Here is a 19,572-nt window from a genome sequence, read left to right on the forward strand (position 1 = left end):
CCTTGGCGGGAGCAGGCCAAGTTGGCTGCTTTTAGTCAATTGAGATGCCGTCTCAAAAAACAACAAAAAGACCCGTCATCTCCACATAAGAGACGACGGGTCTTCACCCAGCGCGGTACCACTCTTGTTGGCTCCAAGTCACGGAGCCCACCTCAGACATAGCGCAGCAAAACTAGCTGCTGCTCTACGTCACCCGATCACGGAGGTCATCCGTTCATCCCTAACAGCCTTTGACTGGCTGATCAGGATGACCGCTTCCAAGCGAGTTCGGGGCATTCACGGTCTGCGTCGCATCAACCCGCAGCTTTCTGTACCGTACAAGTGAGCCCTTACTACTCTTGTTCATCGCGTTTGTTATATGTTCATATTTCTTCTTCACATTTGTTCATGTTCGCTTCAGGTTTCAGAACAACCAAAAAAGCCTGCCATCTCTATAAAAGAGACGACAGGCTTGAACCTTCCGCGGTACCACTCTAATTGATCCGAGCTGTTACACTCGAAACCACTCATGTACCTGATCACGGGGGTCAACCGTCAAGACCTACTTGGGTGCTGGATCCTTGGCATCCTTATCAGTCTTACCGCTCCCGGGCGAGTTCAGGTACCGTTTCGTCTGTGCTTTCACCAAGCGCACAGCTCTCTGAGCGAAACTACTGTTCCTTACTAATCCCGTTCGTTGCGTTTGAAAGTATTGATTGTGATTATAATATGCAGCTTTGGCAAAGTCAATACAGTTGTCAGAAAATTTATTTTATTACCCTTACCACTCTTCTAGCTTGAGTTGAGGCTCTGCCTTCAGTTCCATGGAGTCGAATTCCTGCTTGTCCCACTTCAGGAAAGCGGCTGCGCCTATCATCGCAGCGTTGTCCGTGCAGAGGCCTAGCGGCGGCACGAGCAGCGGCACATTCAGCTGCTCGCAGCGCTCGGCGAGCCTGCTGCGCAGCCCTTTGTTCGCGGCGACACCGCCCGCGAGCAGCAGCTGTTTCGCGCCGTATTCACGCACGGCGCGGTCAGCCTTCTCCACAAGCACGTCGATGACGGAGGCTTGGAAGCCCTTGGCAATCTGCGCGATTTGAACGGCCTCGCCGCGCATCTTGCTTTGGTTGACGACGTTCAGCACAGCGGATTTCAATCCGCTGAAGCTGAAGTCGTAAGAGTCTGCCTCGAGCCATGAGCGAGGCATCTTGATCTCAGACTCGGCTTCCTGCGCAAGCCGATCTACATGCGGTCCGCCCGGGTAAGGCAGGCCCATCGCCCGCGCGATTTTGTCGTAGGCCTCGCCAGCCGCATCATCGCGCGTTCGCCCGATGATGCGGAATTGGCCCGGCCCCTCCATCAGAATCAACTCCGTGTGTCCGCCGGACACAACGAGCGAGATCAACGGATACTCAAGCTCATGTACAAGTTGATTCGCATAAATATGTCCCGCAATATGGTGAACACCAATCAGCGGCAGGTCTAAGGCACAGGCTAGCGCTTTGCCCGCAACAACACCCACTAACAAGGCCCCGATTAATCCGGGTCCCTCGGTTACGGCAATCGCGGACAGCTCCTGCAGAGATACGCCCGCTTTCTGGGTGGCTTCCTCCAGCATCCATGTGATCGATTCCACATGCTTACGGGAAGCCACTTCCGGCACCACACCGCCATAGCGTTGGTGCGTTTCGATCTGGCTGGAAATCACATTGGAACGAATGATTTTACCATTTTCGACAATGGCGACAGAAGTTTCGTCACAGCTCGTCTCGATCGCCAAAATATAAACCGGCTTCGTGACGGGAGCTTCCTTTTGCTGTTGTCCTGTTTTACCTTTTAGCACATCCATATCTATCTGTTGCCCTGTTTCATTCTTTTGCTCTTGTCCCGTTTCAATTGTTTTCTCTTGCCCTACTTCTCTAGTCAAATTCGTCACCTATCCGAAAGCCTCAGTCCCCGAGACTATCCTTTCTTCTCTTAGGCAAGTCTGCCCACATAATGACAGCATCCTCGCGATTATCCGTGTAATATCCTCTACGCACGCCAACAGAGCGGAAACCGACTTTTTCGTACAAATTTTGCGCAACGTAGTTCGAGGCTCGTACCTCAAGTGTCATCCGAATAGCCCCTAAGAAAGCAGCTGTTTTCATCAGCTCCCGAAGCAAACGTTCCCCTAGCTTACGTCCTCTATGCGTATCCCGAACTGCCACATTCGTGACATGCGCCTCTTCCATGATGAGCCACATGCCGCCATACCCGGCGACCTCACCTTCGATATCCATAATCATATAATGAGCGAACTGATTGTTCGTTAATTCATTTTCGAATGCACCTTTTGTCCAAGGCGTCGTGAATGCTTCTTGCTCAATTTCACAAATAAAAGGGATGTCTTCCATTCGCATGGAACGGAATACCAACGAGTTTTCGGTTGTTTGCGGTTGTCGCTGCTCCATCATCAATGATCCCCTCTCTTCGGCTTAATTCCGGCCAGTAAATTCGCCTCGGCTTCCGGAAGTCTAGTGTAATTGGGGACAAATGTATGCACATCTGCCTTCTCCCCTTTGGCCAACCTCGGATAGGCTAGTCTCCCAATATATTCCGCTTCAATGCCATAGGAAAGGACACGAACGACTCCGTCCCAATCCTGTGCGAATTGTTCAAGCTCTGCCATGAAACCCTCGGTTTCACCCACAAACAGAATCTCTTGCGGCCTTTGTCCTTGCGAAGATGAGGCTGCTTGTTTAACGATTTGCTCCGTCCAAGATCCAATAACGCGAATGCCATCAGGCAGTACTTCTTGCCAGCTTGCTTCTACCTCTCCATTAGCTGTCATGGGGGAAGCACCCATATAGGCATAAACGGCTGTAAAAGCCTGCTTTCTCCTGCCATCCATGAGCGGAACCACCCAAGTTGGCCCATTTCCGGTCGCGTTCGGCTCCTTCATAGCACCGCCAAGTGCCATTGCTTCTAAGCTGGACACACCAATAAGATCCATACCTAACGACCACGCGAATGTTTTGGCAACAGACACGGCAATACGAACCCCTGTATAGGAACCGGGGCCTTGGCCCACAGCAACCGATTGAAGGTCCTTGGGTTTGAGATGTAAACTTGCAAGCAAATCTTGAATATGGGGAAGAAGCCCGATCGAGTGATTCCGTTCAGCGTGGGAGCTGACCTCACCCAGCATGGCACCATTTTCCAAAATAGCAACTGTCATTGCAGATGTTGAGGTATCGATGGCTAAGCATCGTCCTACATTCATTGTCCGTTCTGTCATTGTAAATGTCCGTTCTCCTTCATTTGTACACACCAGCTCTGATACGGGTCTCCGTGCGGAGTCAGGTGAAATACTCTGGTTTGATCATCCTTTTGGACAATCGTGATAGCTAGTCGCTCTGTCGGCAGAAGGTCTTCAATTAAGCTTGACCATTCGATCAGCGTAACGCCCGCTCCATAAAAATAATCGTCGAGCCCTAATTCATCCGCTTCCTCTTGGGAAATGCGGTACATATCCATATGGTAGAAAGGAAGCTCGGCTCCCTCATATTCTTTGATAATGGTAAATGTAGGCGAGTTAACGGTTTCGGTAATTCCCATCGCTCTGGCAAAGCCTTGCGAAAACCTCGTTTTTCCCGCACCCAGATCGCCATCTAGTGTAAAGACAGTGCCAGGCTGCAAATAAGCGGCCAGCAATCTCCCTAGTTTATCGGTATCTTCCTCATGCCGGGAGTTGTACGTAAATGTGGATTGAGGCAAGTAGATCTCATCCCTTTCTTTCCGTTTGCGCGTGCTGCTCCTATTATAGTCCTCGCTAGTAGGCAACATCAACTCTGTAATTGAAAAAGCCCGCCCCGAAATGACTCGGAGCAGGCTTTGCTGTTCTTTCACGTCCACTAATGGACCTCTTCTAACTCTTGAACCGCCACGACCCGAGAATCAGCCGGGTTTTCTTCCGCATGAACTTTGGCAACTGCTTTGCCAGAATCCACACTGTCGATCCAGACAGGAAGGCCGTTTAGCTCGACGTGAATCTTCTCATCTGCGGCTAAAATTTCTTGAGCGCGATGAATGTTCATGGCTCATCCAATACGGATTCCGGATGATCCATCGTATCCGTTGTCGTGGATTCGATTAATCCATTGTGCATGGTGACGTTACCGCCTCCCAAGCCTTCATTAATCATGCGATCAATGTCCATGAAATGATCATCTTTGCCTTCATTGATCGTATCTTGGAATTCATTTGAATCTTGTGCCATCCGTAATCCCTCCTTAGCTTTAGATTAGCTCATGTTGATCAACTTTCGCTTTTAAAGTACCCACTATCGAGGTAATCCATTCTCTTAAATCCCTACCGTATAAAGGAATTAAATCAAGAGAATACTAGTACAATCACGATTACCCAGGAGGAATCACGAGATGCATACAGTTTGGAAAGGTGCTATTAGCTTCGGACTTGTTCATGTGCCTGTGAAAATGTTTTCGGCTACGGAAGATAAAGATATCTCGATGCGTTATATACATAAAACTTGTATTACACCACTCTCCTATGTACGTAAATGCCAGACTTGTGAGAAGGAAGTAGAGTGGGAGGAAATTTCCAAGGGATATGAGTATGAACCTGGACGTTTCGTTATTTTTGAGAAGGATGAATTGGAAAATATCTCAGGCGAAGCGAATAAAGAGATTAAAATTCTGGATTTCGTCAACTTGACAGATATTGATCCGGTTTATTTTCAAAAGACTTACTATCTTGGACCTGGAGATACAGGGTCTGGTGCCTATCATTTGCTGCTGGATTCCATGCGTCAAACCGGCAAAATCGGCATCGCCAAAGTCTCGATCCGCTCCAAGAGCTCACTAGCCGCCATTCGAGTTATTGAGAACTGCCTCGCTATGGAAACTATCTTTTACCCGGATGAGATTCGTCCGATTTCTCAAGTTCCCAACCTTCCCGAGAAAGTCACCGTGAACGAGCGTGAAATGGAAATGGCGAAGATGCTCATCAGCCAGCTATCGACACCTTTTGAACCTGAAAAGTATAAAGATGAATATCGCGGCCGCTTGCTCGAAGCCATCGAGCATAAAGTTGCTGGAGAAGAAGTACAAGCTGCCCCTACACTGCAGAAAACGAGCGTTATTGATCTCATGGCCGCGCTGCAAGCGAGCCTTGACGCCACGAAACCGACTGATGGAAAAGTAGCATTAGGTGAGGACGCCAGTGTCACTGAGGTCAAGAAGCCGAAAGCGAAACCGAGAGCCAAAAAAGTCAAAGAACCGGTAACGTGAATGTGAGTAGGACGCAAATAAAGCGCTGATTCTTGATATTCAAGGTTTAGCGCTTTTGCTTTGTTCTGTTATAGCATCTACATATTCTGTGCAAAGGTGCAATCCGCTATATCCATTTGAACAAAGGCTTGAATGCTGGGATGCCTCATCGTCCCGTGGGGAGTCCATTCAAGAAATTGGATTTTCGCCGTTAACTTGGGTTCAATCCAAATGGCTTCTTTGCTCCGTTCAGGCTCGTTAATAAATGGCTTTTGTGACCTCGTCATCGGTTCAACGATCTTCGTCAATTGACGCCAATCTTCCCTACTTAATTTCCCAGTGCCGGCGTGACCTATATAAATAAAACGGCCATCTTTGTCGTATAACCCAAGCATTATCGCATTGACAACACCCGCCCTAGTCGTTACCCCGCCAATCACAGCAAATAGGTCGCGGAAAATCTTCTTCTTCATCCATCGGCTGTCTTTTCCCCCAATGGCATAAGTACTGTTGAGATCCTTGCATACAACCCCCTCCATGCCGTGCTCCTTCATAACATCGAAGAGTTTGTTTCCGTCCGCAATGTTTTGTGTAAGTTGAAATTGGGGCAAGGGAGTAATCACTTCATGGAGTATCTTCTGTCTCACTGATAATGGCTTATCCAAGACCCACTTGTCATTGTACATGAGGATATCAAAAATCATATAAGTAATGGGCGTCTGCGTGACCGCTCTATCTATGCTTTGGCTTTTTCGTAAAGATTCCCTCTTCATAATCTCGTGAAAGGCAGGCTTCTTTTGATCAAATGCTATGATTTCCCCGTCTAAGATAACGGAAGAAGCCGAACAATATGTTTTTATTTCTAGCAGCTCGGGGTACTGTTTGGTTCGGTCATTACATCTGCGATTCACTAAACGAACATCTTTTCCATCAAAATAGGTTAGCATTCTGACGCCGTCCCACTTGATTTGTGCCACCCAATTATCGGATGTTGGAATCGTTTCCGTGCTGATCGGCTCGAAAGGAAATACGGGCTTAAGTTCCATGTGGTTCTCCCATGTATGATATGTTCTTTTCATTGTTGCCATTATTGAAATAGAACAAACCAAAAATACTAGCTGCCAAGGCGATCAATGTTTGCTTAAGCCAAGTTTGCCCCAAACATGTTGTACTTTGTATAACAATAAGCAAGCAATTCCGCGTTATATTCAGAATTGTTGCAGAAAATACACCATTTACTGCCATTAATAGCCTCATATCATGAAATATGGCTAAATTGTTGTACAAAGTACAACACCTACAGCTTGATGAGAAGGAAACGAAAGAAATTGTTGTACACTGTACAACTTTCGCTCATAATAAGCCGTTAAAAGCTAGACTCACAAGCATCCTAATCATCCTTCTTCCTTAAAATAAAAAGCAAACACTCATTCAACATATAATTAAATAATTATATAAGCATTGACAACTGAATAGGTAATTGAGAAAATAATAAAGAAATTTCTTGTACTTTACACCTTACGAAGGAGCGTGCAGCTTTGGTTGAAATAGAAAAAGTCGCGGACGTTTGCAAGCTGCTAGGGGATAAAATGCGACTCACGATTCTTTCGCTTCTTAAGGAACGTGAGCTTTGCGTGTGCGAAATCGTGGAAATCATGAATACCAGTCAGCCTAATGTGAGCCAGCATATGCGGAAATTGAAGGATGGCGGCTTGGTTAAGGAAGCCAAGAAAGGACAATGGGTATATTACTCGTTAAACATTGACGATAAGCCTTACTTGCACGAATTATTTCAACATTTGCCTTCTCAAAAAGAAAAGGTAGATCTCATGTCTTGCGAGCAGCTCGATTGCTGCGACTAGCAGATGAGCTTATTATTTAGGAGGTTTAAGAAGAACGTATGGTTTACTTAGCAGTCATCATCTTTTTACTTACGCTGACCTTCGTCATTTGGCAGCCTAAAGGGCTGAATATAGGGTGGTCCGCATCCGCAGGTGCCATTCTTGCGCTGCTCTTTCAGGTTGTTTCTCTGAATGATGTTGTCACTGTGACTGGCATTGTTTGGAATGCGACTTTGACTTTTGTCGCCATTATTCTGATCTCCCTCATCTTGGACAACATTGGATTCTTTGAATGGTCTGCCCTTCATATGGCACGAATTGCCAAAGGGAACGGGAAAGTTATGTTCGTCTATGTCATCCTGCTCGGGGCCGCTGTTGCTGCACTATTCTCCAATGATGGCGCCGCGCTAATTCTAACGCCAATTGTTCTAGCTATGGTTCGTGCCTTAAAATTTCCAGATAAAATGATTCTGCCGTTTATTATGGCCAGTGGTTTTATTGCAGATACGACATCCTTTCCTTTCGTTGTGAGCAACTTGGTGAACATCGTATCGGCTGACTTTTTCGGTATTGATTTTGTCACTTATGCTAGCCGAATGTTTATTACAAGTCTAATCTCATTAGCTGCCAGTTTGCTTGTGCTATTCCTGTATTTTAGAAAAGACATTCCTCAAAACTACGATATCACTCAGCTTAAGCGTCCTTCTGAAGCGATTAAGGATATTCAGCTATTTCGATTATCTTGGGTCATTCTTGGGATCCTATTAGCTGCTTACCTAATCAGTGGTTTTATTAAAATTCCTGTTTCCATTATAGCCGGGGTCGCTGCACTTAACTTCATTCTGATTGCCCGATCGAGCAAGGTGATCGAAACCAAAAAAATCATCAAAGATGCGCCATGGGCTGTCGTCATTTTTTCAATCGGCATGTACGTAGTTGTTTATGGATTAAAGAATGCTGGCTTAACCAATGCTCTTGGAGAACTAATTGACACCATTTCAAGACAAGGCTTGTTCGCTGCCACCATAGGGATGGGCTTCCTGGCTGCTATCCTTTCCTCGGTTATGAATAACATGCCGACGGTTATGATTGATGCACTAGCGATCAAGGGCACTCAAACAGAGGGAATTATTCGTGAAGCTCTCATCTATGCCAATGTCATAGGCTCCGATTTAGGGCCTAAAATTACACCAATAGGCTCGCTCGCGACTTTATTATGGCTCCATGTCCTATCCAAAAAAGGTGTGAAAATCACCTGGGGGTACTATTTTAAAATAGGCATCATCCTTACGATCCCAACTTTGTTAATCACATTAATTGGTCTGTACCTATGGTTAAACGTAGTTTCATAATCAACCTTTAAGGAGATGTTCACTATGGACAAAAAAATCGTATATTTTCTATGCACGGGAAATTCTTGCCGAAGTCAAATCGCAGATGGTTATTTGAAAGCTTTGGGCAGTGACAAATATGAAGTGAAAAGTGCCGGTCTGGAGGCCCACGGTCTAAACCCAAGAGCGGTTGCCACGATGAAAGAGGATGGCATTGATATCTCTACTCATACCTCTGATGTGATTGACCCTGAAATTTTGAGTCAAGCGGATTACATCATTACATTGTGCGGTCATGCCAATGACAATTGCCCAGTTGTGCGTAATGATAAAGCAGAAAGATGGCACTGGGGCTTCGATGACCCGGCCAAAGCAACGGGAACTGAAGAAGAAATTACAGCCAAATTCCGCGAGGTTCGCGACGCCATTAAAGCTCGGATTACGCAGTTCGTAAAAGAAGGTAACTAAGATGATCAAAAGAATGCACGTCGCGGTCAATTGTTCCGATCTTCACAAGTCGTTAGATTTTTACCGCGCTTTCTTCGGCGCTGAGCCGACGAAAGTCAAAGACAACTACGCGAAATTCGAGCTCGATAGTCCTGCTCTTCACTTCTCTTTGAATGTCAGACCGTTCGAGAAAAACGGCATTCTCAATCATTTGGGATTCCAAGTGGATAACACGGAAGAAGTCCTCCAAATGGGTGAGCGTTTGAGACAAAGCGGCCTTCTTCTAACCGACGAAATGAACACAACCTGCTGTTATGCCGTTCAAGATAAGGTTTGGGTGTATGATCCCGACGGAAACGCTTGGGAAATCTTTTATACCAAGGAAGATTCCGAATTTGAATCCGCGGGAGAGCCTTTGGATGCCTCATTATGCTGTTCACCACCGTCCGCACCTGTAAAGGCAACTATAGAATTCATGCCATTTAAGAAAAAATAAGGAGGGCATATCATGCCGAAAAATTATCAAGCCTTAATCGAAGATAAAATCTTCTTTGGCGGTGCCTCTGACGTTGAGGACATGGTCAAGAACGAGAACGTTGAAGTGATTGTTGATCTACGCGGAGAAGCCACGGAGTGTGCTTTCCCAGCCGGTAACGTCGAATGGATTCAGGTCCCCCTTGGAGACAACGCCGAAGTACCACAGGATCAGCTCTTTCAGCAAGCAATCGATCACGTTGTAGAGGCTTATAACAGTGGTAAAAAGGTTGGCTTTCACTGTGGCGGAGGCAAAGGTCGTACCGGAGCTGTAGCCATCGGCACTTTGATCTCATTGGGCAAAAGCCAGACCATCGAAGAAGCGGAGAAAATAGCTCAAAGCATTCGCCCTGTCGTGAATGTTAGAGCACCTCAACGTGAGGCTCTTGAGAAATTATTTAATAAATAAACCATAAAAACTAGACCCCTGAGCAATTTTGCTTAGAGACCTAGTTTTTTGCTATTTCTTAACGCTATTTCTCTTAGATCGTCGATTCATTCATCCAATCTAGTTCTACATCTCTTAAATCGGAAACCAACGTCAAATTTACTCATTTGAGGTTGCCTGATGAATGAATCCAAAAGCTGAATGACTCTATAATCGAACTTTGGAGTTTTATAATACCAGTTGTGAGGAGCCATAATGAATGAATCAACAGTTTCTATCTTTCAATAATTTGCTCGCGTTTCGGTCCAATGGAGACCCAACGAATAGGCACACCAATCAATTTCTCAATGTGAAGCACATAATTTTGAGCTTCAAATGGGAGATCATTAAACGTACGAATATGTGAAATGTCACACTTCCAACCCGGCAGCTTTTCATAGACTGGCTCTGCTTGCTGTAATTGTGAAGTATGCGGGAAATCCATGCTCATCTCATTTTGAATACGATAAGCGTTACATATTGGAATCTCCTCCAGATAGCCCAGCACATCTAGATTGGTTAGGGCAACCTCGGTTGCGCCCTGCAGCCCACAGCCATACTTGGTCGCAACGGCATCGAACCATCCTACGCGCCTTGGCCTGCCGGTTGTTGCACCAAATTCTCCCGCATCCCCGCCACGCGTACGTAACTCATGGGCACCCTCGGCATGAATCTCTGACACAAATGGCCCTTGGCCGACACAGCTTGAATAAGCCTTCGTTACAGCGACAACTTTCTTGATGGCATAGGGAGGAACTCCTGCCCCAACAGCAGCGTATCCAGCCAATGTGGATGAAGATGTCGTATACGGATAAATACCATGGTCAGGATCTCGTAACGCTCCTAATTGTCCCTCAACCAATACCGATTGTCCTTTTGCTAATGCTTCTTGCAGCAATGTTGTCGTATTGCACACAAATGGCTGAATGAATGCCGCTTGCTGCTGCACTTCATCAACAAGCTGATCTACATCCAGAGGAGTCTTTTTATATAAATGAGTGAGAAGTATATTTTTGGACTCCAATGCCCTAGTTAACTTTGATCTTAAATGACTTTCATCAAATAATTCGGATACTTGTATGCCAAGCTTCGCATATTTATCCGCATAGAATGGCGAAATTCCTTGCTTGGTGGACCCAAACTTCCTGTCCCCTAAACGTTCCTCCTCCAACTCATCGAAATGAATGTGATAAGGAAGCACGACTTGCGCGCGTTCAGAAATACATAACTTAGGCTCAGGTACGCCTCGCTTCACTAATTCCTGATATTCACTTTGGAGCTTACTCATATTTAAGGCGACACCAGGCCCTATAACATTCGTGGTTCCAGGATAGAACACTCCCGAAGGCAGCATATGCAGCGCGAATTTGCCATAGTCGTTAATAATCGTATGCCCTGCATTGCTCCCACCTTGGTACCTAACTACAAATTGGGAATGGACGGCAAGCACATCTGTTAATTTCCCCTTGCCCTCGTCGCCCCAATTCGCTCCCACAATAGCTGTAACAGTCATCTTAAGATCACCCTCCCATTGAAATAACTCCATACAACTAAGTATAATGACAATATTCTCATTAAAAAAATTAATATTACTAATACTTAATATTAACCGTATTGATATTAGGGAGATGAACGAACGATGATTCACAATATGGAGCTATATCAAGTCTTCTATATCACGGCAAAAGCGGGTAGTCTATCCAAGGCAGCTGATGAACTATTTGTTACACAACCAGCTGTTACGCATTCGATTAAACAGTTAGAGGCAAAACTGGGCGGGCAATTATTTTTCCGCACATCTCGAGGAGTGACATTAACAACGGAGGGTCGCGAGCTTTTCACCTATATAGAGCAGGCTTATCACTTTATTCTTAATGGTGAAAGAAAGATTACCGAGATGCATCAACTTACGCACGGAGAGGTGAAAATTGGAGCTGGTGATACGCTCTGTAAACATTTTCTTTTGCCGCATCTTAAGCAATTTCACGAAGCATTCCCCAAAGTGAAGATACAAGTAACGAACAGAACCACAACGGAGACGATTACACTGCTAAAAGAGGGGAAAATTGATCTAGGCATCGTCAATCTCCCTATTTCTGACCCTCATATCTCCATTCAAGAAAGCATTGTCATACATGACTGTTTCTTAACAGGAGAAGCGTACAAGCATCTTACAGAGACCCCCATTTCTCTCATGAAGTTGCTCGAGCATCCGATTATCCTGCTTGAGAAAGGGAGCAGCACCCGCGCCTACTTAGATCATTTTGCTGAAGGACACGGTTTGTCCATGAAGCCAGAGATTGAGCTTGGCAGTGTTGATTTACTTATTGAATTTGCTAGAAATGGCTTCGGTATAGCTTGCGGAATCAAAGAATTTGTCAATCAAGAGTTATTGGACGAATCGTTGTATGAAATTCAATTAACAACTCCTATCCCTGCCAGAAAAGTAGGTATTATTAAATTAAAGAGTACACCCCTATCTACTGCTGCCACCCATGTGTATGATACTTTAAGACAAATGTAAAAAGGGGCTGTCTCAAAAGTGTTCGCATGATTGAGAACGTCCCGAATTTTACGCAAAGGAACCTCCAATTCCACTAGCACAGTGGGAGATGGAGGTTCTTTATAGCCGATTTGGCATGTGAAAACATATCCATATCTATCTCGATTACAAACCTAGACTGCGGCTAGGTCATTTAAAATATCTACATTGCGATAGAAATGAATAGGCAAGTTAGGTGTGCTAATTCCTTCTAACTATCGAGGTATCTCATGAGATAAGACCACAGATCGTGCTAATGTTCTGCAAAAACATGACATTCTGGGCGCATTACCGATCAATAAGCAAACATAGCTTGCTTAAGTATCCATAACAAGAGCTATTCGAACAAATAAGCAGCTTCAGTTGCCCTATTGTCCGTATCAAACCGCGTTAAACGGGTCCCCAAGCGCAGACTTGGGGGTATGGATTCACTCCCGAGTATGGAAAATGTGGCTGTCTCAAAAGTATTCGCATGATAGAGAACGTCTCAAATATTGCACGAAAGAACCTACAATTCCACTAGTACAGTGCGAGATGGAGCTTCTTTTATTTATGAAATTTGACTCTTAGTGGGTGCTCGAAAATCATAAATTGGCTTTTGAGACAGCCCCTCTTTTTCAACCATAGCCGTCTTCTACAGCTCCGACAAATAGTTCTTCACTGCATCTACAGCTTCTCTCCTATTTTCAGCTTTGATAACGACTCTGTCTTGTTCATATTGCTTCATCGCATGCTCATAGCGCGGGTCATAATATTGCATCAGAAGCAGCCTGACGGCGTTCTCATAGTGCTGTTCTTGAAGATTTGTCTCAATTTCTTTGGCAATCGGTGTATGGATGCGGTTTTTGATATGCTTAAACGCAAGCAAAATATCCGGCTGATTTTCGAAAGGTCTGTAATCCTCGATAATATGCTGAACACGTTCTTCGATGGGCATTTCGATAAAAATCTGCGTGGCAGCTTCTTTTTTTTGAACGATAAACTCGGGAAGAACGACTTTGCCTATTCGCTTGCTTTCTCCCTCTATTAAAACGTAAGGCGCTGATTCAAGCTTCAGTAGTTGCCCGACGAGTAAGGATTCAAATGTCTTTTGGTTATGCGATTTCAAACCAATTTCGCCAAAAATGGAGCCTCTATGTCCGGCCATCCCTTCAAAATCCAAGACAGGAAAGCCCTCTTCCTGAAGGCTGCGCAAAATAGCTGTTTTCCCGGTTCCCGTGTTTCCCAGAATAACGTGGGCAGGGGGCTTGAAATCTCCCAGCTGCTCTAGTGTACTCACAACCCACTTCCGATAGGCCCGAATACCTCCTGTCAAACGGTAAACCCGAATGCCCATCAGCGACAAAACTGTTGCTGTTGTTTTACTTCTCATTCCGCCGCGCCAGCAGAAAACGACCTTTGGTTCCTTGATTTGCTCGAAAGACTTCACAAAAGCGGGAAGCTTCGCAGAAACGATCTCAAGCCCTCTATCCTTAGCTGCTTGCACGCTCACTTGCTTATAAAGGGTACCGATCTCGGCACGCTCTGCATCCTCAAATATGGGTATATTCAAGCTGCCGGGGAATGTGCCATCCTCAAATTCCGAAGCGGAACGGACATCGATCGAAACGATCTCTTTTTTATTTTGCAGGGTTAGTAATTCTTCGATGGTGATGTCTTGAAACAATGGATTTTCGCTCCTTTAAAGTACAACAATGCGTCCGGGATGTTCTGCCGTGACTTCGCCAATCAAGCTCGCTTCTACGCCAGCATCCTTCAGTTTGCTAAGTAATTCAGCAGCCTCTTCTCCATCAACAGAGATGAGGAGACCACCTGAGGTGACCGCGTCGCACAAAATCCATTGGCCAATTTGATCCAACGATTCAGCAAATGTGATCGATTCCTGAACATGAGCAAAGTTGTTCTTAGTGCCTCCAGGAACAAAGCCCTCTTCGGCAAGCTCTCGGACCCGCGGCAATACAGGTACATCTTGCGCAGTTATGCGAATACCCACGCCGCTGCCTTTGGCCATTTCCAGTGAATGTCCCATTAAACCAAAGCCCGTCACATCTGTGCAGGCATGAACGTTATAAGGCTCCATCGTTTCCGCAGCCGTCTTATTCAGCGTTGCCATCACCTGTGTGACTCGCTGAATTTCTTCTTCACTTAGTCGATCCTTTTTGATCGAGGTCGTCAAAATACCCACGCCAATCGGCTTCGTTAAGATTAATTTATCTCCGGGCTTAGCTCCTGCATTGGTGCGAATTTTCCCTGGGTGCACCAATCCCGTGACGGCGAGTCCAAACTTCGGCTCGTTGTCATCGATGGAATGACCACCTACTAGTGTAATTCCTGCCTCTAGCATTTTATCCCCAGCACCGCGCAAAATATCGGCAAGCACTTGCTTGGGAAGCGTTTTAATCGGAAAAGCCACAATGTTTAATGCCGTTAATGGCTTACCGCCCATCGCATAAATATCACTGATGGCATTCGCCGCAGCTACTTGTCCGAATGAATAGGGATCGTCAACGATCGGAGTGAAGAAATCTACGGTTTGAACGAGCGCTAGCTCTTCACTTAGTTTATAAACACCTGCATCATCGCTAGTATCTATCCCGACCAGAAGATTTGGGTTAGCAACTGTAGGCGGCAAAGATTTTATCACTTGAGAAAGATCTCCCGGACCGATTTTGCATCCGCATCCACCTTTTGTGGAGTAGGAGGTTAGTTTGATTTTATCCCCAGTCGTCATTTGGCTTCAATCCCTTCATTTCCACACTATGTATGTATCAATGATAACTGATTGATCACAAAAATAAAAACGAACATCTCAAATCCGTGAGCTGAATCACAGAGCAGAATGTTCGTTTTTGGTCATCAACGTTTCGTATGCAGCGACTTCAAGTTTGCTTCAATGGAAACACGTTGGTTTTCTAAGAATGGCGGGAGGGAAAGTGATTCGCCTAGCGTCTCAAGGGGTTCATCCGTAGCAAAGCCCGGACCATCGGTCGCTAGTTCAAAGAGAATGCCATTCGGCTCGCGGAAGTATAAGGATCGGAAATAAAATCGATCTACGAAACCTGAGTTAGGCAATCCTGCTTTGTTAAGAATTTCAGCCCAAGCCAGCAGTTCTTCCTTGTCTTCAATACGGAAAGCAACGTGATGAACGCCGCCGCCGCCTTGACGTGAAACCGGCAGATCGCTGCGCGGCTCGATCTGGACTTCGGCCCCTGACCCACCTTCGCCTACTTGCATGACAATGATATCTTCTTCTCCTTTAGCCAGCGCGGGAATGCGTTCTTTCTCCGTGAAGCCTAGTAAGCGAAGCGCTGCCAGTGTGGATTCCGGCTTTCGGACGGTAAGCTTCACTGGGCCTAGTCCGGTGATGCCATACGAAACGGGAACCGCACTTTTTTCCCACGGCTTCCCGCCCTTAACACCTGTATTATTTTCATCGGAAACGATGGCTAGCTGCTGACCTTCCGGATCCTCGAAAAAAATGACTTTGCGTCCCGCAAAATCCTCCACTGGGGAGTACTTCACACCATGTTCCTTGAATCGCTCTATCCAATACGAAAGCGCGTCGTCATTCGCAACACGAAGAGATGTACCTGAGATACTGCTTACCCCTGCAGCATTAGGTCCAACCCCGGGAAAATCAAAGAAAGTAAGCTCTGTTCCCGGATTCCCCTTTTCATCTCCATAAAACAAATGATAAGCCGTTGTATCGTCTTGATTGACTGTTTTTTTGACAAGCCGCATGCCAAGCACCTCGGTGTAGAACTGGAAGTTCGCTGCTGCGTCCCCTGTCATCGCGGTTACATGATGAATACCTTTTACGTTCAAATCTATCCGTCCTCTCTAAACATGCTCAGACCTCTGATCCAACACAACTGGTAGTTTAACCTTAACCTACTCGTAGTATGAGCTATGATGTACCCAGTATCTTCTTCCCGCGCGGCTGCAAACCATTCGGATCTGGCTCTAACGTAACGCCAAAGGAATCGATTTGGAAATCCTTCACCTTCACAGGGATACTGTAGGTCAGCACACCAGTACCCTTCTCGTCTACACGGAGCGTCCCGCAATTGTATCGCTTCCCGCTTCGGTTATACCAAACCTGATAGGCCCAATCCCCTTGCGTCTCCTTAAGGCCTTGCAAATTAATGACCACATTGTGGATATCGCCATTTTGCAGTACATAAGCTGTGCCAGAGGCTGTTGGCATTGTACTTTCAACGGATTTCAATTGGAACGTATGAACGATTTCCGCAGGTTGATTTAATGAGGGGTTGGCTGAAAAGTTTTTGGGTTGTTGATTGTTCCACCATACGCCTACAACGAGGCCTAAAATAATGGCTGCAGCCCCACCATAAACCCATTTGAACGAATGTTTTTTCTTCTTTTTATCCTTCAGTTCAGTCGGGATAATAGACTGCATAACCTGTTGCTTCAAATCCGAGGGGACTTCTACTTCCTCCATCTCAAAAGGAAGTGCCTGCCAGACCTCCTGCAGCTCGCTTAATTCTTCCCGACATGTGACACAAGTTCGCAGATGCCGTTCGAAAGCAGCGCGTTCCCACTCTGTGCAGTCGCCTGTCAAATAATTGACAAGATAACTGCATTCCACAGTCTCCTGTTCTTTCATTACGTCATCCCTCCCTCAGTGATGTCAGATGCTTCCGAAGTATCTTCAACCCTTGGTGCAATCGGCTTTTTATCGTACCAAGCGGCTCATTCGTTTGAGTCGCAATTTCGCTTAGAGAATAGCCTTGCCAGTACATCATGTCGATCAATTGTATTTGGCTATCCGACAAATGCACATAAGCCTCTTGAATTTGCTCTCCTATCCACTTACGTGACATGACCGATTCTGGATCAGGATCGCTCGAAATAAGCGTATGTTCCCACTCTCTGGGCTCAAATTGGATCACTTGATCGAGTCTCCGCTTCTTGCGCAAGCAATCTATCGTGATATTGCGGGTAACCGTGATCACCCAGTTGACGAATGCACCTTTGCTTGCGTCAAAGCCCTTTTCTGTGGTCCAAAGACGTGTGAAAACAAGCTGGACAATCTCTCTGGCCGCTTGCTCTTCCTTCATGGATTTCAGCGCAAATGAATACACCAGCTTCGCATAGCGATCGTAAAGCTCTTCTAAGGCAGGATGGTGCTTAGCCATCACCAGCTTCATGAGCTCACCATCTGTTCGATTTCGCATAATTCGGTACACCCCGAGTCGAAATGAAGTTTATTATCTTTCTACATTATCGCCAGCTAGACTTCTTGGCAATAGCTTTATAGAAAAATAGCGCCCCAACGCCGCTGAATCTGCCAGCATGTTGGAGCGCAATAAACCTACAGGGTCGACTAGTAGTTATCTAGCTGTGGTTTGAGCCGGGTCGAGGACGAACCAGACTTTTCCTACATTTTGTCCGGTTGTATCACCGGGATTGTGATCCTTGATCCAGTAGTAAAGCGGCCAGCCTTTGTACGTGCTTTGTTTCGTGCCATCGTTCCGAGTAAGGGTACCAAAATCGCTGCTAGTTAGATCCGAGGAAACCGTAAGGTTCGCATCATAGAAGATCGGCCAGTTAACCAAACATTGGCCTACGCAGGAGTTAGGGTCCGCTTTATCTTTTGTGAACAAGTACAAAGCCATGCCGTTTGCATCCACCAAATACGTGCCAAGAGCGTCGGATTTACTTGTTTTTACAGATGTATTCGTCGCCTTGGTGCCACTGAATTTCGCAGGATCAATCACGTACCAGACTTTACCAACATCCTGGCCTAACGTATCGCCCATTTTCTTATCATCTACCCAATAGTACAGAGGGAAACCTTTGTACGTTGTTTGCATTTTGCCATCTGCACGAATGAGAGTGCCGAAATCTGCTGAATTAACTCCTGTTGGAGGCGAGATATTAGGTGCGTAGAATAACGGCCATTTCTCCAAGCATTTGCCGGAGCAATTGCTGACGCCCTTCGTATCTTTATCATAGTAGTAAAGCGCCATGCCGTTTGCATCTGTCAAATAATTGCCTAGATCAGTTTTGGTGCCTAGCGCCACGCCGCCGTTCGAGGGTTTAATAACGAACCAGACCTTACCAACGTTGTCTCCTGTGGTATCTCCGGCTTTTTGATCCTTGACGAAGTAATATAAAGGCCAGCCCTTATAGGTCAGTTGTTCTTTGCCGTCAGCACGTACGAACACTTTGAAATCCGCTGCGCTAAACTCAGCAGGAACCGTGAAATTATTGCCGTTAAAGATCGGCCAGTTGGCCAAACATTGACCCACACAAGAATTAACATCTGCTGCATCCTTGGTAAAATAGTAAAGCGTCATGCCTTTGGAGTCCGTTAGATAACTACCTAACGTATCGCTTTGCTTCAAGCTGAGTTCTGCGTTCCCCAACACTTCTAACTTTGTTGCACTGATTTTACCTTTATCCGTCAAATCGGCGCCTAGCGTTTTCGTAGTTCCTTTGATTGGCACCTTCAGAGCTTCGATGGTTGCTGTAGCGATATGTAAGTTTTTGAATTGCTTCACGTTAGCAATCTTCGATAAGCCATTTTTCCCGGCAAAGGTAAATACGTTCGCATACTCGAAATCCGTGCCTTGTGTGTAGCCTAGCGATTCCAACAGAACCTTATAATACTGCTGCGCTGTAATTCCTGCGAGCGGTTCGAATTTATCATCGCCGGTTCCCTGCCAGCCTAGACTTGGGTTCGCTTTCAAATAACTTAGAATCGCTTGATTCTCTTTGGAAACGCCGCTAGCATCCTTGAAGCTAGTAGTTCCGGTGAAAGCTAACGCTTCAGCTTCCAATCCTTTTAACTTTAGGGACATCACCGCGGCTTGCAGCCTTGTAGTTGGCTTGTTTAAGTATTCAGCCGTCAGCCCATTGCCCTCTCCTTGGAGGATACCAATATCCCCTGCTATATCCGTTTCAGACTTGACCTTCAGAGGCTCAGCCGCGACTGCCGCTAGAGCCGTCACTCCCGCCATAAGACCTAATAACACTAGCGAAGATATGAATACTTTTTTAAAATTACCCATGCTCGATTACTCCTCCTTAAATTTTCTACCTAAGGTAACGATGTGGAGCTGCAAGCGGTTTTATCAATTGTGAGGAAAGTAAAGATTTTTTAAGCAACGATACGCAATGCGAAAGTTCGAAAATCGACTTCTCAGCCCTCAAACGCCCAAGTCGCCGCGTTCTTGCT

At 45.9% G+C, this 19,572-nt stretch carries 21 protein-coding genes and 2 other annotated features; of the genes, 7 read left to right on the plus strand and 14 right to left on the minus strand.

The window, feature by feature from the left end; all coding sequences use genetic code 11:
• Positions 1 to 85 precede the first annotated feature (85 nt).
• Positions 86 to 355, minus strand: a binding site (T-box leader).
• Positions 356 to 435: 80 nt separating this feature from the next.
• Positions 436 to 686 (minus strand) — a binding site (T-box leader).
• A gap of 74 nt (positions 687 to 760) precedes the next feature.
• From tsaD to AC58U0_RS00980, 6 genes are all read right to left on the minus strand, one after another.
• Positions 761 to 1,825: a tRNA (adenosine(37)-N6)-threonylcarbamoyltransferase complex transferase subunit TsaD gene (gene tsaD / locus AC58U0_RS00955; RefSeq protein WP_497377668.1), complete on the minus strand. Its 1,065-nt coding sequence runs from the start codon at positions 1,823 to 1,825 to the stop codon at positions 761 to 763.
• Between the two features lie 100 nt (positions 1,826 to 1,925).
• Positions 1,926 to 2,432: a ribosomal protein S18-alanine N-acetyltransferase gene (gene rimI, locus AC58U0_RS00960; RefSeq protein ID WP_497377131.1), complete on the minus strand. Its 507-nt coding sequence runs from the start codon at positions 2,430 to 2,432 to the stop codon at positions 1,926 to 1,928.
• Positions 2,432 to 3,256: a tRNA (adenosine(37)-N6)-threonylcarbamoyltransferase complex dimerization subunit type 1 TsaB gene (gene tsaB, locus AC58U0_RS00965; protein WP_497377132.1), complete on the minus strand. Its 825-nt coding sequence runs from the start codon at positions 3,254 to 3,256 to the stop codon at positions 2,432 to 2,434. Before tsaB ends, rimI begins: the two co-directional genes overlap by 1 nt.
• A complete protein-coding gene (gene tsaE / locus AC58U0_RS00970; RefSeq protein ID WP_497377669.1) occupies positions 3,253 to 3,735 on the minus strand; it encodes a tRNA (adenosine(37)-N6)-threonylcarbamoyltransferase complex ATPase subunit type 1 TsaE in 483 nt (160 codons plus the stop codon). The genes tsaB and tsaE overlap by 4 nt, the downstream gene beginning before the upstream one ends.
• A 137-nt stretch (positions 3,736 to 3,872) precedes the next feature.
• A complete protein-coding gene (locus tag AC58U0_RS00975; protein WP_497377133.1) occupies positions 3,873 to 4,055 on the minus strand; it encodes an H-type small acid-soluble spore protein in 183 nt (60 codons plus the stop codon).
• Positions 4,052 to 4,237, minus strand: coding sequence for a hypothetical protein (locus AC58U0_RS00980; protein ID WP_497377134.1), 186 nt, complete (start codon positions 4,235 to 4,237; stop codon positions 4,052 to 4,054). The genes AC58U0_RS00975 and AC58U0_RS00980 overlap by 4 nt, the downstream gene beginning before the upstream one ends.
• Before the next feature lie 160 nt (positions 4,238 to 4,397).
• Here AC58U0_RS00980 and ku point away from each other — a divergent pair, with 160 nt between their 5' ends.
• Positions 4,398 to 5,267, plus strand: a complete 870-nt coding sequence (ku, locus tag AC58U0_RS00985) for a non-homologous end joining protein Ku (protein WP_497377135.1) — start codon at positions 4,398 to 4,400, stop codon at positions 5,265 to 5,267.
• Between the two features lie 77 nt (positions 5,268 to 5,344).
• Here the strand turns inward: ku and AC58U0_RS00990 are convergent, their stop codons facing one another.
• Positions 5,345 to 6,292, minus strand: coding sequence for an ATP-dependent DNA ligase (locus AC58U0_RS00990; RefSeq protein WP_497377136.1), 948 nt, complete (start codon positions 6,290 to 6,292; stop codon positions 5,345 to 5,347).
• Between the two features lie 543 nt (positions 6,293 to 6,835).
• Here AC58U0_RS00990 and AC58U0_RS00995 point away from each other — a divergent pair.
• From AC58U0_RS00995 to AC58U0_RS01015, 5 genes are read left to right on the plus strand one after another with little or no spacing between them, the layout of a single operon-like run.
• Positions 6,836 to 7,108 carry an ArsR/SmtB family transcription factor gene (locus tag AC58U0_RS00995; RefSeq protein WP_497377670.1) on the plus strand — a complete coding sequence of 91 codons (273 nt, stop codon included), beginning with the start codon at positions 6,836 to 6,838 and terminating at the stop codon, positions 7,106 to 7,108.
• A gap of 38 nt (positions 7,109 to 7,146) precedes the next feature.
• The gene (locus tag AC58U0_RS01000) at positions 7,147 to 8,439 is read left to right on the plus strand and encodes an arsenic transporter (RefSeq protein ID WP_497377137.1); all 1,293 of its coding nucleotides are present in this window, start codon (positions 7,147 to 7,149) and stop codon (positions 8,437 to 8,439) included.
• Positions 8,440 to 8,463: 24 nt separating this feature from the next.
• Positions 8,464 to 8,886: an arsenate reductase (thioredoxin) gene (arsC, locus tag AC58U0_RS01005; protein WP_497377138.1), complete on the plus strand. Its 423-nt coding sequence runs from the start codon at positions 8,464 to 8,466 to the stop codon at positions 8,884 to 8,886.
• 1 nt (position 8,887) lies between these two features.
• Entirely contained in the window at positions 8,888 to 9,361 is a 474-nt protein-coding gene (locus AC58U0_RS01010) for an ArsI/CadI family heavy metal resistance metalloenzyme (protein WP_497377139.1), read from the plus strand.
• Between the two features lie 12 nt (positions 9,362 to 9,373).
• Entirely contained in the window at positions 9,374 to 9,808 is a 435-nt protein-coding gene (locus tag AC58U0_RS01015) for a protein-tyrosine phosphatase family protein (RefSeq protein WP_497377140.1), read from the plus strand.
• A 253-nt stretch (positions 9,809 to 10,061) separates the two neighbouring features.
• On the opposite strand, the gene AC58U0_RS01020 is transcribed toward AC58U0_RS01015, so the two are convergent.
• The gene (locus tag AC58U0_RS01020) at positions 10,062 to 11,339 is read right to left on the minus strand and encodes an adenylosuccinate synthase (RefSeq protein WP_497377141.1); all 1,278 of its coding nucleotides are present in this window, start codon (positions 11,337 to 11,339) and stop codon (positions 10,062 to 10,064) included.
• A 126-nt stretch (positions 11,340 to 11,465) separates the two neighbouring features.
• On the opposite strand from AC58U0_RS01020, the gene AC58U0_RS01025 reads away from it, so the two are divergent.
• Entirely contained in the window at positions 11,466 to 12,350 is an 885-nt protein-coding gene (locus AC58U0_RS01025) for a LysR family transcriptional regulator (RefSeq protein ID WP_497377142.1), read from the plus strand.
• A gap of 652 nt (positions 12,351 to 13,002) precedes the next feature.
• On the opposite strand, the gene mnmH is transcribed toward AC58U0_RS01025, so the two are convergent.
• The 6 genes from mnmH to AC58U0_RS01055 form a co-directional block, all read right to left on the minus strand.
• Complete coding sequence (gene mnmH / locus AC58U0_RS01030; RefSeq protein ID WP_497377143.1) at positions 13,003 to 14,034, minus strand: tRNA 2-selenouridine(34) synthase MnmH; 1,032 nt, start codon at positions 14,032 to 14,034, stop codon at positions 13,003 to 13,005.
• Between the two features lie 15 nt (positions 14,035 to 14,049).
• On the minus strand, positions 14,050 to 15,099 hold the full coding sequence (gene selD, locus AC58U0_RS01035) for a selenide, water dikinase SelD (RefSeq protein ID WP_497377144.1): 1,050 nt from the start codon (positions 15,097 to 15,099) through the stop codon (positions 14,050 to 14,052).
• A gap of 125 nt (positions 15,100 to 15,224) precedes the next feature.
• The gene (locus AC58U0_RS01040; protein WP_497377145.1) at positions 15,225 to 16,193 is read right to left on the minus strand and encodes a ring-cleaving dioxygenase; all 969 of its coding nucleotides are present in this window, start codon (positions 16,191 to 16,193) and stop codon (positions 15,225 to 15,227) included.
• An 82-nt stretch (positions 16,194 to 16,275) separates the two neighbouring features.
• A complete protein-coding gene (locus tag AC58U0_RS01045) occupies positions 16,276 to 16,995 on the minus strand; it encodes an anti-sigma factor domain-containing protein (protein WP_497377146.1) in 720 nt (239 codons plus the stop codon).
• 4 nt (positions 16,996 to 16,999) lie between these two features.
• Complete coding sequence (locus AC58U0_RS01050; protein ID WP_057304934.1) at positions 17,000 to 17,566, minus strand: sigma-70 family RNA polymerase sigma factor; 567 nt, start codon at positions 17,564 to 17,566, stop codon at positions 17,000 to 17,002.
• A gap of 156 nt (positions 17,567 to 17,722) precedes the next feature.
• The gene (locus AC58U0_RS01055) at positions 17,723 to 19,405 is read right to left on the minus strand and encodes a hypothetical protein (RefSeq protein WP_497377147.1); all 1,683 of its coding nucleotides are present in this window, start codon (positions 19,403 to 19,405) and stop codon (positions 17,723 to 17,725) included.
• Between the last annotated feature and the right edge of the window lie 167 nt (positions 19,406 to 19,572).

It is taken from the genome of Paenibacillus sp. J31P190 (assembly GCF_059692075.1).